The sequence below is a fragment of the Rhodothermales bacterium genome, from assembly GCA_017643395.1.
Lineage (GTDB): Bacteria > Bacteroidota > Rhodothermia > Rhodothermales > UBA10348 > JABDJZ01.
Genome location: JAEPNP010000007.1, coordinates 38,433 through 53,178 on the forward strand (window position 1 = coordinate 38,433; position 14,746 = coordinate 53,178).

Consider the following 14,746-nt stretch of genomic DNA (forward strand, 5'->3'; position numbering starts at 1 on the left):
GGGGCGATCCACCCGTCTTCGAGAGCTTGAGTCTCGTATTTCGTGGACCGGTCTGTCGGGGCGCTGCCTGAGGGCCTGGTTCTCAAAGGCTCTCGGTGCGTCTCAACTACGATGCGGCCCAGAGTGTCAAGCCCGTCGAAAACCCTAATGGCGTTGACCGCTCACCGTCGGCGAACCCATTCTGGTTGTTTTTGACTTGGTCAGCTAGTGTCTGAACGCCAGGAGAATAGTCGTTTCGCCTTATTGCACCCGCAAAGCTGCGCGTCCATTTTGGCCATCGACCACCGTCGACTTGCCCTGTATGCCCTTTTGCCCATCGGAGAGTTGCCACTTCTACACGTGCGCGCAGGAGGAGCGTCGCCTGTAGTGATTCCAGACGGCAGCCATAGCGATGATACGAGGTCAACCACCAACCGCGATCCAGGCGTGCGACTGCTCTGTATGGCCGTCAGTTTGGTCCTGACTGGCGTCCCGCTAGGATGCGATTCCAGCGCCATAGACGAAGAGCCTGACCGCCCGCCGGTGTGCACGGCAGGCCCTGACCACGGTTCACTCTGGCCGTTATCAGTTGGCAATTATTGGAGCTTTGAGTACTACTGGCGGGGTGCCCTGACAGATACTCTGCGGGTAGTCGTAGAGGAGGAGTACGCGGCCGGGCGCTTCGCTCGCGGCATCACGTTCCTGGTTCATCGCTACGGCCTGAGTGAGGCACTGCCTGCCAAGAAGGAACTCTGGACCAACTCAGAGCGAGGTCCCACCCAAGTCGGTTTCATCAGCAGGGGCGACACGGTCGACTACCTACCCCACTTTCGCTTCCCATACCCGGCACGTCGTTGGGAGGAATTCTACTCCTACAATTTCACCCGCGATCTACGCACTGACGGACCTTGGGAAGTGGCAGATTCCTCACGATACGTCGTCGTGGCCACCGATGAGCAGACTGCCACAGTGCTCGGCCGGTTTCGAAGCCATGTCTATCGGCATCTCGACCGTCCCCTGGACGATGCCTTCGGTGACAGTGTGTACGTCTCGTATGCCCCCGGTCACGGGCTGGTCGGGATCTCGGCCTACAACGAGAGACAGGGCAGGACACGCGATCCCAACTGGCAATTCAAACTCGTTGATATCTGCATCAAGAAGCGGGCACCATGAAACGACATCTCCTAGTTCTAACGGCAATGACCGTAGCCATGAGCTCAAACGACTCACTGGCCCAGGAATCGTCCGCGAGCCTTTTTGAGGTGCGGGTCGACGCGTTTGAAACGCTCGGCATCGATCAGGCCCACCGGTTCACGCGTCTTGCGCAGGCGAAGAACGCGGTCAGCGTCTCGGTCATCGACCTTGGCGATTGGAGCCGGGTGGCGAAGAAGCACTTCTTCTCGCTCTCTATGCCGGATGGTCGGCGGGTCCAGGTCCAAACTCGTGGAATCACCGAGCACGGGGCGGGCCGGATGACCTGGCAGGGACACATCGGTGGGGATCCCACCCTCGTACGACTCAGCTTCGACGGCCTTGAGGCTGCGGGACGATTCTGGGTGGATGACCTCGAGTACAGACTCGAGAGCCTTGGTGGCGGCGAAATGGCGCTTGTCAAGACGTCCGTAATGTCTCCGCGCACATCAAGCAATCAAATGCGCACCGACACCAAGAGCGGACATGTCGCTGCCAAGTCCGCCTCAAACCTGTTGGCCGACATCGAAGTCATTGATGTGATGGTGGTCTATACGTCTGGAGCCGATGACGAGCCGGGGAATATTCTGACCTCCATCGACAGCTTTGTTGACGAACTTAACACGGCGTTGGACAACGCCCAGCACCTGGACAGTACTCAGGTACGTCTGGTACATACCATGGAGGTGACAAAGAACACTTCCTGGGATATTTCGAGCGCTGTCGATGACCTCGTTGCTGGGAACGCTCCTTTCGAAAGCGTTGCCTCCGCGAGGACTACGCACGGCGCGGATGTAGTCATGCTCATTCACGACGACTTTACGGGCGCCAACGGCTGGGTCGCCGAAAACGAGGGAGACTCCTCAGAAGCCTTCGGAGCGGCGGAACTGGGCGAGGCAGAAGACAATGCGACCTTCGCGCACGAATTTGGCCACATCATCGGTGGTCTACACGATGTGGAGTGGTACAAGGACGCCTTCGGTCAGAACTGGACGGCCACCACGGATAAGCACGCCATGTTGACGGTTGCGGAGACCCAGGGGACGCTCATGAACGCGACCGCACGAACAAATCGGGTCCTGAAGTTCTCCGACCCGGACGACACCTTTGCCAATAGTGATCCTCTGGGCGGCGCCGACGAGGACGTAATCCAGGTATGGAGGGATCGCCGATCCACCGTCGCTGGATTCGTGGCCGCGGTTCCCGAAGATGAAGATGACCTGACGATCGACCTCGGTAGCGACACGGAGATGGAGTGGCACGAAAGCATCACGTTCGTGGCCGACCCGACCTATGATCCATCCGAGGTAGATTGTGACGAGTGTACCTACATGTGGTATGAAAAGGACACCCCGACCGGGACCTACTACGATTCCGGTGTTTCGACTCAGACCTACTACGATCTGTTCAGATGGACATCAGGACATGGCTTTGGAGTGGAAGTGTCTGATGGTGCGGATTCGGTAGAGGACTACATCTGGGTCGACTACTGTCCGGCGCCTTGCAGTGGCGGAGGCCCGAAGCGCGGGCCCGATTCGGAGGAGGCCGTTTCTCCAGATGCGTTCAGCCTTGAACTGGGAACCGCGTTCCCGAACCCGATCCAGACGCGAACCGAGATTCCGTTCGCCATACCGGAATTGAGCCATGTCAGTATTGTCGTGTTTGACCTCTTGGGCAGAGCAGTAACGAGCGTCGTGGCGAGTACGCTCCCTCTTGGACGGCATTCGGCCATCTGGGACGCTTCAGAATACCCACCGGGGACCTACCTCATACGCATGCAGGCTGGCGATCGCGTGGTCTCCAACCTGGTTTCGGTTGTCCGCTAGAAGAGTCGGATTGAGCCGGTCAAAGAATCTGGAGACGCTCTCTGGCTGAGTGCGGCGGCCACTCTTGACACAACCGATACCCTGACCCGCGAGAGGAAACTGATATCTACTCTTCCTCGGCGCGATTCCGTGAGGGAATGGGGAGACCACGTTGGTCCACGTTGTTGGTCCGCCGTTCCCGGCGTCCACTCCGGCAGGCCGGATGAACGGCTGGTTTCGACTTGTGACGGTACCTGTCCGTAACGACGGAGGACCAATGAACCACTTCGGCCCAGCGCAATGCTCCGGGAAGCTTGGGTCAGGCGGCCGCCGACTCGGCTTGATGGGATCGATCCTTCTTGTCGGCTGCGTCGGGTGTTCGGATCCGGAGACGATGGCAACCAGCCCATCGGCAATCTTCAGCCCTGTTGCCACAGTTGGCCAATTAGCTCCTGGCCAACCCATTGAGGCCGCGGTTAACCACCCGACTTATTTCTCGATTACCGACGAGTTTGTCATAGTAGGGGACAATGCTGACCCACGTCCCAAGTTGTTTTCACTGGACGGGACCTACTCCCACACCGCAGGAGACGCGGGAAACGGGCCGGGAGAGTTGGGGCGACCGACGTCTGCACTCGAAGTTGATGGCGAGCTGTGGGTGTTCGATTCCGAAACGTCTCGCGTCTCGGCGTTTGATGTGGACACTGGACAGTACCTACGCTCAGGCGTGCAGCCCTTTGCTTTTGTTCGAGCTACCTCCTCAAGCCGTTCTTCTGCAGTGGTCCTAAACCTCGCGTTGAGAGAGGGTGCCCCGGAGGCTCCGAGCTTGGTTCACGTCCTGAACCCGGAAGACTTCTCTGTGAGGACGTCGTTTGGTAATGCGCGGTCCCTGTGGACGGAACGCTTCTCGCCGGACTTGCTTCTTCTTGATCCCGGGCGGTTTTGCACCTGGGGCAATGGAGGAGTAGCGTACGCCCCGGCACTCTTCTGGGGCGAGGTGTTTCGATTCAACCAGCATGGCGAAACATCCGACAGTGGAGTCGAACGAATCCCGATTCCGGTGGGAATCCCTCCTTCGGTTGAAGTCGCCTCCCTTCTGGGAGTCTCAGAAGCAAGAGGTATTGTCTGCGGGGAGAACGGCGCATTTACGCTGTACTTAGCGCGCTCGAGTGCAGGAGGGCCGAAGGCGTTAGAAGTGTTTTCGGTTACGGATGCAGGTGTTGTAGAAAAGTCCGGCCGACTCCATGGCGTGGTGTTCCCCGAGACCGAGTATTGGGATTATCGCGTGACAATACAGGGTACGTCCGGCGATACGTTGGCTCTTCTTGATGCCGACCAACATGGGGATCCTCGACTCAGAGTTGGAACAATATCCTGGAGCGACAAGAGCCCCGCAGCGCAACTGACCTCGCCGGGGGCATGATCGCGGGCTGGTCAAGGCGTCGGGCGCTAGTGTCCGCGGTCGGGCTTATGGCCTTGATGGGGGCTTCGTGCTCCGAGGAGCGAAGCGGTGGGCAAGCTTCTGCCTTTGCGGAAGAAGGGAGTTCTGTCCGTGTAGAGGGTCGTATTACCGACGTTGGCGGCGCAGGATTACCAAGGGTTAACGTTCAGTTGACATCCACAACTGACTCGACTCGTGTGATCGGAGTTGCAACCGGGCCGGAAGGGACATTCTGGTTCTCAGAGGTTCCCGTCGACACTTTTGTTGTTCGCATTGCCCGGTATCCCGATGTCCTGATCATCGATACCCTGCGTTTGGGTGCCGGTCAGCGAATCGGGGAACTGAGATACGTAGTGACGCCCGAATCGTCGTTTTGAGATGGATGCGGCGTTGCGCCCCAGACGGGTAGCGGCGCGAGCTCTGAGGCGGGCGTCTCTCGCACTAGTCTCCACACTCCACAGCCCTGTTAACCGCCCGCCTCCAGCTCCAGTTGTATGACCGAGAAGTCGGCCAAGAGGGCCGTCTAGTCAGCAACGCAGGAGACCATGCTGGAATCGGCAACCAGGGACACGGATCACACTCACTCACGCGCAAAGGACGGGCCCTACGCCAGATCGCACTTCGATCCGCCCGGGAAGTCGACAGCCGTCTGCCTCGTGCTCGCCTTCCTGCTCGCGTCCGCATGCACCAACAACGCACAGGTAATGAGCCCCCGCGTTGCCGCAAAGTGGCAAGCTGAGCTCCATACGCTCCACGACAGCCTGCTCGCTCGTCACGTGGACCTCTACCACGAGACTTCGCGTGAGGAGTTTGAGCGGGCGGTGGCGGCGATCGAAGCCAGGCTCCCGTCCGTCAGCGTCAACGAGGCACTCGTCGAGTTCGCCCGGCTCATTGCGCTGGTGGGCGATGGGCACACCTCATTCTACGCAGGTGATCAGCGGCGAAAAACCTTTGGGTTCATACCGCTTCACCTGTGGTCCTTCAGCGATGGGCTCTATGTGACGGCAGCACCGGTCGAGTATCGACACTTGGTGGGCAAACGCATCACCGGCATCGATCAGACCCCAATCCAGGAGGCGATCCGCCGGGTCAAGAGTACGATCGGTGTCGACAACGAAAAGGGGTACGACTACGCAGTGCCGTTCGATCTATTGCGGCCCGAGTTGCTGCACGCGCTGGGGATCGCGACTTCAGCAGACACTGTTCGATTCGAGTTTGACGGGGGAGTGTCCGAGCCCTTTGCAACGATTCCATTGAATGAGTACAACAAGGGCGACTACCGCACGGCCAACGGCGTCTACGCCGACGGCATCCCTCCAAGCCGCAGGCTGGAATACCTTTTTGCCACGCCGCTGTCGCTTCCGCACCTCCTCGAACGGAAATACTACTGGTGGGAGTACCTAGAGGAGGAGAACGCCATCTTCTTCCAGTACAACACCTGCTGGAACCAGAGGGATCGGCCGACTGTGGCCGAGATGGCGCAGGAGATGTTCGCCTTCATGGACGCCAACCCGGTCGAGAAACTGATTATCGACCTGAGGCAAAACACGGGGGGTGAGCCCGAGACCGCGAGAGCTTTAATCGACGGCCTCGCGGCGCGGCCTGAGTTCACGGAGGAGGGGCGGCTCTTCGTGCTTGTCGGCCGACGAACATTCTCGGCCGCGGTCACGAATGCGGCAGAATTGCGAAGCCGAGCGAATGCCCGCCTGGTGGGAGAGGCTCCTCGTGGCAAACCCAACAGTCCCAGTGAGGGCCGCGACGTGGACTTGAAGCGCACGGGGATTTGGCTGACCGTCTCGACGCAGTTCGTGGAGCGGGATCCGGCACTCGGGGACGCCGACTTCCTGCCCCTCGAGATCGAGGTAAATCACACCTTCGCGGCATATAGGGACGCGGTCGATCTGGACCTGCGGGCCGCCCTGAACGCGGGCGTACTCGACATCTGAGGCCTTGCTCAAATAAGCTCGCCATCGGGACGTCCGGCGGATGGTTTCCGCGAATCTCTGGCTTCAAAGATCTTCCGAAGCCGTCCTCTCGCCCTGCTGAGCAACACGCGCACGCTCAACTTGCTGTAGCCAGTGAGATCTGCAATCTCGGCATGGGTGTAGTTCTCCGCGTGAGCCAGCCAAAGCAGCGTGCGCTCGCGTTCCTTTAGCATGCCCATCGCCCGCTGAAGGTCCATCGGGACCTCCGGGTGAGTTTCCTTCAGGGGAGCGGATCGATCTTCTTCGAACGCGGCGATCGTCCTGGAATACCTGGCAAGACTCTTCCGACGATCCTTTAACAGGTTCGCGGCGATCCGAAACGCGTAGCGGCGCAGCTGCTCCGGCGTCCGGGTGTCACTTGAGGTGTAGAAGGGCGATCTCCAAAGGCGGATCATCGCTTCTTGCAGGACATCCTGCGCCGCCTCGGCATCCTGCGTGCCGGCCAGAATAAAGCCGCGCAATCGGGGCACGAGGTCCTCGTAGACCTCCCGAAAGGAGTCATCGCGAGTCCCTGGCGCACCAGCCCCTGTTGCGTTCACCGTGCCGCCGTCCGACACGCCCCTCAGGAGACGCGCTTCCGAGAGAGGAGGGCGAGTTTCGCGAAGTCCCCGACGCCGAGCCCGAGCCCGACGATCCCCGCCACCGCCAACAGTAGCTCAAATGGAATGCCAGCCACGAACATCATGAGGCTGCCGTCGATCGCAACCTTCAGAGCAACGGCGAGGGTCACCAGCATGCCCCCGATCAGGGTCTTTCTGGTCGCTGCACCCACCTCCTCAGCGTGGATCCGCTCAGGTGTGCGCGGATCCTCCAGCATGTGCCAAAGCGCCTCCTTGCCCTGTCCTGTACGAATCATCGATTCCAGGAGTGGAGGATCCGTCTTGTCCAGGAAGGCCCTGATGGAGCGCTGCCGGGAGAGTTGAGCGGCCAGCATTCTGTGCTGCCTGCTGCGGATCGCGAACAGGGCGACCACAATGATGCCGATCACCTCGGCCAGGACGACGGGCAGGGAAAGCAGGACTTCAGACATGGTGGTATTCGATGTAGGCGGGGCTCGGCGGCCTGCGCGAGGGCTGGACGGCGCCTCGTCGGGCAAGAGCGCCATGGTATTAACTGTCGCCGGGCGAGATTGGTTAACATCCTCCGGGGCTCTGTTAACCGTGAGCACACGAAACAGGTTGTACAACCAGGATCGTCCAGCTATTGAAGGAAGACTCGATGCCGGAATTGCGCAAAAGGGGTTCGAACCGCAACCGCCAACAGGCGATGGTGCGCGTGGCCGTTCTCCCGTTGATCATCTTCGTCACGTCCGTCCTGGCGACCATCCCATCGGCCACTCCGATCATTATTCGGCATGATGTGAGCGATGAGGACTACGTGGCCCTGGCAGACAGCCTGGACCTGAGCGCGGCCGTGGTCAGGTTCACCAGGACCGATATGGCCGGCACGCTCATCGCGCAGGACTGGATACTGAGCGCAGCCCACGTGGCGCAGGAGGTTTCGCCGGGCGGGTCTCTCTTGTGGGGATCCGGAGATTCGCTTCGTGTCGAACGTGTCGTGCTCCACCCGTTGTGGCTGGAAGAGGGTTTCCCGCACGATATCGCCCTCATCAAGCTCACCACTCCGGTAGAGGGCGCCGTCACCATCCCGCTCTATCTCGACTCCGACGAGGAGGGCCGTCTGGTGACGCTCATTGGAAACGGTGATCTGGGCGATGGCACGACAGGTCCCACGGGCAATGATGGCCGCTTCCGGGCCGCGACAAACCGCATCGACAATCTTTCAGATTCATGGCTGGCGTGGCGATTCGATGGACCGAATGATCCCGGGACGACACCGATGGAGGGTATCAGCGGCCCCGGAGACAGCGCGGGACCCGCCTTTATCCAGCGGGATGGACGTTACTTCGTTGCCGGGGTGAGCTCAGGTCAGGACACCCAGGCTACCGGGGGCCGGGAGGGCCGGTACGGGGTGACGGAATACTACACCCGGGTGTCTGCTTACTCGGACTGGATTGCGAGCGTTGTGGCGAGCTTCTGAGGCGTTTCGCCACCGAGAGCCGGCAGCTTTCGGCGGGTACGTTGTACCATCGGCGCACCAACTTGCAAGCCGACACATGATTCTTCGGTGCAGCCGCCATTCCTGGGCCACGGCCTTGTTGATTCTGGTTCTGGCACCATCAACCGCAGCAGTCTATCCGAATCCCTTCCGGTCCGAATTGAACGTGCAGGTCCCATCGGGATGGCGATCGGCGGATATCATTGTTTTCGACGTCCTGGGCAGGCAAATCTCACAAAAAGCCGCCGCGGCGGTCAGATCATTCGATGGCGCGCACATGCCGCCAGGTGTCTATTTCGTAGTAGTTGACTCAGGGGATCGACTACTGCGGACCACAGCGGTCAAGCTCGACTAGCAAGGCCTGCCGACTCAGGATCCTGTTCCTACCTTCGGGTCCACCCAAGACGCCCTCCCTCGTCATGACGCGCCTCCTCCTGGCGGTGATCCTCATCGCCGTCACCGTCCAGCCCGCCTCCGCCCAGGACGTCCAGCCAGACTCAACGCTCTTCACAAGCCTGAAATGGCGCAACATCGGCCCCTTCCGCGGCGGTCGGTCGAACGCGGTGACCGGTGTCGTGCAGCAGCCGACGACCTTCTATTTCGGCGGCGTAGGCAGCGGGGTCTGGAAGACGGACGATGCGGGCCAGAACTGGTCCAACGTCTCTGACGATGCATTCGGCACCTCATCGGTCGGCGCAATCGCAGTCGCGCCATCGGACCCGAACGTCGTGTACGTCGGCATGGGCGAACACGCGGTGCGTGGGGTGATGACCTCGCACGGCGACGGCGTGTACCGCTCCACGGACGCCGGCCGGTCGTGGACACACGTGGGGCTGCCGGGCTCCAGAGCCATCTCGCGCATTCACGTACACCCATCCGACCCGGACCTGGTCTACGTGGCCGTTCAGGGAGCACCCTACGGGCCGACGGAGGAGCGCGGCGTCTATCGCACAGAAGACGGCGGTACCACCTGGGAGAACATCCTCTACGTCTCCGACACGGCCGGCGCGTCAGACTTAGCCATGGATCCGAACAACCCGCGCATCCTCTACGCGGCTTTCTGGGATCACCAACGCTTTCCGTGGCAGGTGCGCAGCGGGGGAGAAGGCAGCGGCTTTCACCGGAGCACCGACGGTGGCGACAGTTGGACGTCCATCAATGAGGGGCTTCCTGAGCTCATGGGCAAGACAGACATCACGGTGGCCGCGAATTCCGACCGCCTGTATGCGCTGGTCGAGGCCGATCCGGGCGGGGGACTCTACCGCTCCGAGGACCGGGGGAAGACGTGGCGCAACGTCAATCAGAACTGGTCGTTGCGTGCCCGCGCCTGGTATTACATCAACGTCTTCGCCGATCCGGTCAACCCGGACGAAGTCTGGATTCTCAACGCGCCTGCCTTCAAGTCCATCGACGGCGGCCGCTCGTTCCAGCGGGTCGCCACACCGCACGGGGACAACCACGACCTGTGGATCCACCCCGAGAATCCTGACATCGTGATCAACGCGAACGATGGGGGTGCCAATGTCTCCCTGAACGGCGGCAGGACCTGGTCTACCCAGCAGAATCAGCCTACAGCCCAGTTCTATCGCGTCAACACCGACAACCGCTTTCCCTACCACGTCTACGGCGGCCAGCAGGATAACTCGGCCATCGCCATCGCCAGCGAGTCACCAGGCGCCGGCATCGGCTGGAAGGACTGGTACAGCGTTGCCGGTTGCGAGACGGCCTACGCGGCCTTCGACCCGGACAACCCCACCTCGGTCCTCGGCGGCTGCTACATGGGAATTATCGGGCGATGGGATGCGGCGACGAGCTCATCGCGTGATGCCATGGCGTACACCAACCTGCCGATCGCGCTCGCTTCGCGCGACATGAAATACCGTTTCAACTGGAACGCGCCCATCATCGCATCCCGGCACGATCCGAGCGTCATGTATCACGCTGCGAACGTGCTGCTTCGCACCACCGATCAGGGCCTGACATGGACCGAAGCCTCACCGGACCTGACCCGCGACAATGACGAGAGGCAAGGTCCAGGAGGCGGTCCCATCACGAATGAGGGCGCCGGCGGCGAGATCTACGGAACGATCATGTACGTTGCAGAAAGCCCCCATTCGCCGGATGTGATCTGGACAGGGAGTGACGACGGGCTGGTGCACATGACCCGCGATGGAGGCGAATCCTGGACCAACGTCACGCCGGACGGGTTGCCTGAAGCGCAGGTCAACGCCATCGATGTCTCGCCGCACGATCCCGCGGCGGCCTATATCGCGGTGACGGCCTACAAGGTCAACGACTTCACACCCCGCCTCTACCGCACACGCGATTTTGGCGCCTCGTGGGATCTGATTACGGACGGCATCTCGGAGGATCACCACACGCGGGTTGTGCGCGAGGACCCCAGGGTCCGCGGCCTGCTCTACGCAGGCGCGGAAAACGGCCTCTACGTCTCGTGGAACGACGGCGACGATTGGCACTCGCTGCAGATGAACATGCCCATCACGCCCATCACCGACCTGATGGTGCAGCGGGAGCACAACGACCTCGTGGTCGCTACCGGTGGTCGCAGCTTCTGGATCCTGGATGACCTGGCTCCGCTGCAGCAGCAAGCAGGGGTAGATGGGCTGCACCTCTTCCAACCGGACCCGGCGCACCGGGTGGCCGGTGGGCAGGGCGACGGACGCGCCCGCCCGGGCCTCGGCCAGAATCCCATGCCCGGCGTTGTGATCGATTTCTTTGCCCCTGATTTGACGGACTCCAGCAGCGTCCTGGTCGAGATTCTGGATGACGACGGGGAGGTGCTACGCACATACGGCAACGGCCCGTCGGCGGCAGTCGGCGCGGATACCCTCAAGTTTTCGCCAGGGCACAACCGCATGAGCTGGGACCTCAGAAAGGAGGCCGTTCAAAACGTTCAGGGCCTCTACGTGTGGGGCACGTTGCGGGGAATGCGTGCCATTCCCGGGACCTATGCCGTGCGCCTGGTGGTCGATGAGGACACCCTGACTACATCGGCCGAAGTGTTGCCCGACCCCCGGATCGACACCAACGCCTACGGGGAGCAGGACGCCTTCGGCGCGGAGGTCACTGAGACGCTGACCGCAATCCACGACGGTATCCGCGACCTGCGAAACGTGCGTGGGCAGATCCAGGACTTTCTGGGCCGAACGCCGGAGGACGCAGCTCTGGACAGCCTCGGCCAGGCGCTCATCGAGTCACTGAACGATATCGAGGAGGCGGTCGTGCAGAAGCGTACGGTCGATGGGCAGACCGTCATCAACTGGCCGTCCCGCATCCGTGAACGCCTGATCTACCTGCGGGGCGCCGTCGACGGAGCCGATGGCGAAGTCACGCAGGGTACACGCGCCGCATTCGCGGACCTGTCGGCGGCGTGGCAGACCCAGCGTGCCCTGCTGGACGATGCGCTCGGCGCCCGGCTTGACGGTTTCAACGCCGCCGTATCCGAGAAGCAGGTGCCTGCGATTGTATTGCCGCAGCGCTGACCGTTGGTCGACCGGAGTCTGGCCGTAATCCGGTGATCGCGACCCTACTCGATCTCCTCCAACAGTCGCGTCCAATTCTCCCAGTGCACGAGCTGTGGGCTCTTGGGGGGAGCGGTGTCTCCAAATCCGGCCTCACGACTGGATATCAGGATGCGTCCGCTGACAGGATCAAGTGTCGGGTGTTGCGCTCCGCCGCGCATCCACATCACGGTTTCCGGCGGGCCGAGAATCTGAAAATCGGGACGCAGTTGGACTGGAATCCGTCTGATCATCGACTGATCGATGCCCGTTGCCGCCATGTCCCGGTAGTAGATATAGTCTCCCTCTCGGGACCAGAATGGAACGATTCTGTCGACGCCAATCTGCCGGCGCCAGCTACCGTCCACCGCGGCAATCCAGAGCGAGATGGCATTGGTTTCGCTGAAGAGGGACCAGACCACGTAGCGTGAATCGGGCGAAAACCGGAACTGGACCTGGGCTCGGCCGCCGAGATCTGCCATCGACACTTCTTCGTCCGTAACTGTGTCACGGATGATCATGCCACCGCGTTCGTAGGCCAGGTACCGGCCGTCCGGGGACTCCGTGGCCCAGACTCCGTCTATGATCTGCCTGACGGGCTCGCTGCCGTCCGCAGCCTGTATGAAGGAGGTGCCGCTGGCGGTGTAGAGGAGAGAGTCCTGCGTGGTGAATGAAGGGAAGCGAGAGCCGAGTGGAAAGGGCGTAACAAGATTTCCCGCGCTCCTGTCGATCACGATGGAGCGAGTAGTACCCGGGTCTTCAGGCACATAGACGGTGATCAGGGAACCGTCCGGCGAAAAGCGTGGGTGGAAGTACGGCAGATCGGCCCAGTCTCCCGAAAGCACGACTGGTTCCATCACCTGTGTTTCCAGGTCCGCCAGGAAGAGCCGGTGCGAGCCCTCTGGCTCTACGTACATGAGGTCGCCGCGAGGACTGAGGCTCCAGCCGTCTTCCCTCTCTACCTCGAGGGGGAAGCGACGCCAGGTTCGCGTCTGTTCCCCGGTCCGAGGGTTCGCCGGCCGGAACGCAAGCGAAGCATCCGGCCGCTGCATAACCATATATCCCATGGCGTACAGGCCAGCCTGTGTCCCGAACTGGCCGTCTCGAAACTGCCCGGACTTTGGGTCCAGAGTAAATACGCCAGTCTGTGAGGCGTCGGGGCCGTAGACGGTTCCGAAGGCCATGCCGGACTGCGCAAGAACACCGGCCAAATCGAATTGCCGGCCAGAGTCTCGCGTTGCGAAGACCTTCCTCAAATCGCCGGACGCGACGTCAACTTCCCAGATGTCTGCACTGTCGGCGGCAATGCCGGTATGGGGTGACCCGGAGAACAGCAGCGTTTCCTCGTCTCGCCACCTCGGACTCCAGCCGAAAGAGGTAATGGTCCGGGGCTCTCCGTCGGGCAGGTCTACCATCCAGATGCCGTCACCAGGGGTGTCAACCGCCAGTCGCGAGGATCCCGGTGCGAATGCCATGCGCGTAATGCGGCCCTCCCGGAGAAACCTCACCTGGCCGTCCCGCGCGTTGTAGGCAAATACGGCCGGCTTTTCGTCAACCCGGCGGCCCTCGAAGGCCAAATCAAGCCGATCTGTTGTGATGGTCGGGTTTTCAATGTGCACCATGCCCGGCAGACTGATGAGGAGTACCCTCGGATCGGCTTGTTCGTCTGCCGGCCATGGGTCTCCGGCCGAAAACAGGCCGGCAGCAGCTGCCATGCCCAACGCCGCAGCTGCCACCACGGCGAGCCCCAGAAAAGCAGGCCAGGCTCGACGGGCCCGCCGAGGACCGGGCAATGTGCTGATCCGTGCGCCGGATTGTACCGCTCGGAGATCCGCAACCACGTCGGAGGCGCTCTGATACCGCTCCGATGGGTCCTTGGCGAGCAGCCTCGAAACGATGTTCGCAAGCCCTTCCTCGACACCGGGTCGCGCCTCCACCAGCAGGGTCGGCTCCTCATGCACAATCATGTAGGCGAGGGCCTGGGGGTATTGGGCCTGAAACGGCGGCCGGCCGGCAAGCATTTCGTACAGGGTGACCCCCAGGCTGAAGAGGTCTGAGCGCCCATCGACTGGACCGCCCGAGGCCTGTTCAGGAGACATGTATGCCGCCGTTCCCATGGTGACTCCAGCCTGGGTAAGGGTCTGGGCCTGAGTCGGCCTGGCCAACCCAAAGTCGAGCACCTTGATTCGTCCGTCCGCGGTGCGCTTGACGTTTCCGGGTTTGATGTCCCGATGCACAATTCCGCTAGCGTGCGCGGCCTCCAGCGCACCCGCCACCCCAAGGGCCACTTCAATCGCATCGTCTGAAGTCAGGGGCCCGTCGGCGATCAGAGACGAAAGGTCCTCGCCCTCCACGAACTCCATCGCGATGAAGAGCACGGGATCCCCTGTTGTCCCTTCGATGGGCGCTTCGCCGATCTCGTAGATCGCAGCGATGCGGGAATCCTGGAGTCGCGCGGCCGATCTGGCCTCCCGGTAGAACCGGTCGCGATGAGCAGCAGACTCGGTGTTCGCGCCGGACAGCACCTTGATGGCCACGGTGCGCTCCAGCGTAAGATCCAGCGCTCGGAAGACGACCCCCATGCCGCCGCGTCCGTGCTCTTCGAGAATCCGGTAGTGGGAGAGGGTTTTACCGACCATGGAGGGCATGGAGTTCGGCAAAAAGAACGCGCATATGCCAAGTCGCCGCAAACGTTGGCGGCGCGCCGGCGGCGGCGGGCGCGGTTCCGGAAGGGTCGCGCGGCAAAAATCAGCCCCTTGTCGCAGC

At 61.6% G+C, this 14,746-nt stretch carries 10 protein-coding genes; 7 read left to right on the plus strand and 3 right to left on the minus strand.

Annotation, left to right across the window (positions count from 1 at the left end; genetic code table 11):
• Positions 1 to 426: 426 nt before the first annotated feature.
• From JJ896_17540 to JJ896_17555, 4 genes are all read left to right on the plus strand, one after another.
• A complete protein-coding gene (locus JJ896_17540) occupies positions 427 to 1,152 on the plus strand; it encodes a hypothetical protein (GenBank protein ID MBO6781465.1) in 726 nt (241 codons plus the stop codon).
• Positions 1,149 to 2,996: a zinc-dependent metalloprotease gene (locus JJ896_17545; GenBank protein ID MBO6781466.1), complete on the plus strand. Its 1,848-nt coding sequence runs from the start codon at positions 1,149 to 1,151 to the stop codon at positions 2,994 to 2,996. Before JJ896_17540 ends, JJ896_17545 begins: the two co-directional genes overlap by 4 nt.
• Before the next feature lie 1,398 nt (positions 2,997 to 4,394).
• Positions 4,395 to 4,793: a carboxypeptidase regulatory-like domain-containing protein gene (locus JJ896_17550; protein MBO6781467.1), complete on the plus strand. Its 399-nt coding sequence runs from the start codon at positions 4,395 to 4,397 to the stop codon at positions 4,791 to 4,793.
• Positions 4,794 to 4,961: 168 nt separating this feature from the next.
• A complete protein-coding gene (locus tag JJ896_17555) occupies positions 4,962 to 6,362 on the plus strand; it encodes a hypothetical protein (protein MBO6781468.1) in 1,401 nt (466 codons plus the stop codon).
• An 8-nt stretch (positions 6,363 to 6,370) separates the two neighbouring features.
• Here the strand turns inward: JJ896_17555 and JJ896_17560 are convergent, their stop codons facing one another.
• Both JJ896_17560 and JJ896_17565 read right to left on the minus strand, forming a co-directional pair.
• Complete coding sequence (locus JJ896_17560) at positions 6,371 to 6,958, minus strand: sigma-70 family RNA polymerase sigma factor (GenBank protein ID MBO6781469.1); 588 nt, start codon at positions 6,956 to 6,958, stop codon at positions 6,371 to 6,373.
• A gap of 5 nt (positions 6,959 to 6,963) precedes the next feature.
• Positions 6,964 to 7,431: a hypothetical protein gene (locus tag JJ896_17565; GenBank protein MBO6781470.1), complete on the minus strand. Its 468-nt coding sequence runs from the start codon at positions 7,429 to 7,431 to the stop codon at positions 6,964 to 6,966.
• Positions 7,432 to 7,676: 245 nt separating this feature from the next.
• Here JJ896_17565 and JJ896_17570 point away from each other — a divergent pair, with 245 nt between their 5' ends.
• The 3 genes from JJ896_17570 to JJ896_17580 all read left to right on the plus strand — a co-directional run bounded on the left by JJ896_17570 (position 7,677) and on the right by JJ896_17580 (position 11,962).
• Positions 7,677 to 8,441: a trypsin-like serine protease gene (locus JJ896_17570; GenBank protein MBO6781471.1), complete on the plus strand. Its 765-nt coding sequence runs from the start codon at positions 7,677 to 7,679 to the stop codon at positions 8,439 to 8,441.
• A 76-nt stretch (positions 8,442 to 8,517) separates the two neighbouring features.
• A complete protein-coding gene (locus JJ896_17575; GenBank protein ID MBO6781472.1) occupies positions 8,518 to 8,814 on the plus strand; it encodes a T9SS type A sorting domain-containing protein in 297 nt (98 codons plus the stop codon).
• Between the two features lie 64 nt (positions 8,815 to 8,878).
• Entirely contained in the window at positions 8,879 to 11,962 is a 3,084-nt protein-coding gene (locus tag JJ896_17580; protein ID MBO6781473.1) for a hypothetical protein, read from the plus strand.
• Between the two features lie 44 nt (positions 11,963 to 12,006).
• On the opposite strand, the gene JJ896_17585 is transcribed toward JJ896_17580, so the two are convergent.
• Positions 12,007 to 14,619: a serine/threonine-protein kinase gene (locus tag JJ896_17585; protein ID MBO6781474.1), complete on the minus strand. Its 2,613-nt coding sequence runs from the start codon at positions 14,617 to 14,619 to the stop codon at positions 12,007 to 12,009.
• Positions 14,620 to 14,746: the final 127 nt, after the last annotated feature.

What these genes read in the sequence shown, in the direction of transcription:
- JJ896_17545 (MBO6781466.1), top strand. Translation starts at nt 1,149, where the DNA reads ATGAAACGACATCTCCTAGTTCTAACGGCAATGACCGTAGCCATGAGC.
- JJ896_17550 (MBO6781467.1), top strand. Translation starts at nt 4,395, where the DNA reads ATGATCGCGGGCTGGTCAAGGCGTCGGGCGCTAGTGTCCGCGGTCGGG.
- JJ896_17555 (MBO6781468.1), top strand. Translation starts at nt 4,962, where the DNA reads ATGCTGGAATCGGCAACCAGGGACACGGATCACACTCACTCACGCGCA.
- JJ896_17565 (MBO6781470.1), bottom strand. Translation starts at nt 7,431, where the DNA reads ATGTCTGAAGTCCTGCTTTCCCTGCCCGTCGTCCTGGCCGAGGTGATC.
- JJ896_17575 (MBO6781472.1), top strand. Translation starts at nt 8,518, where the DNA reads ATGATTCTTCGGTGCAGCCGCCATTCCTGGGCCACGGCCTTGTTGATT.
- JJ896_17580 (MBO6781473.1), top strand. Translation starts at nt 8,879, where the DNA reads ATGACGCGCCTCCTCCTGGCGGTGATCCTCATCGCCGTCACCGTCCAG.
- JJ896_17585 (MBO6781474.1), bottom strand. Translation starts at nt 14,619, where the DNA reads ATGGTCGGTAAAACCCTCTCCCACTACCGGATTCTCGAAGAGCACGGA.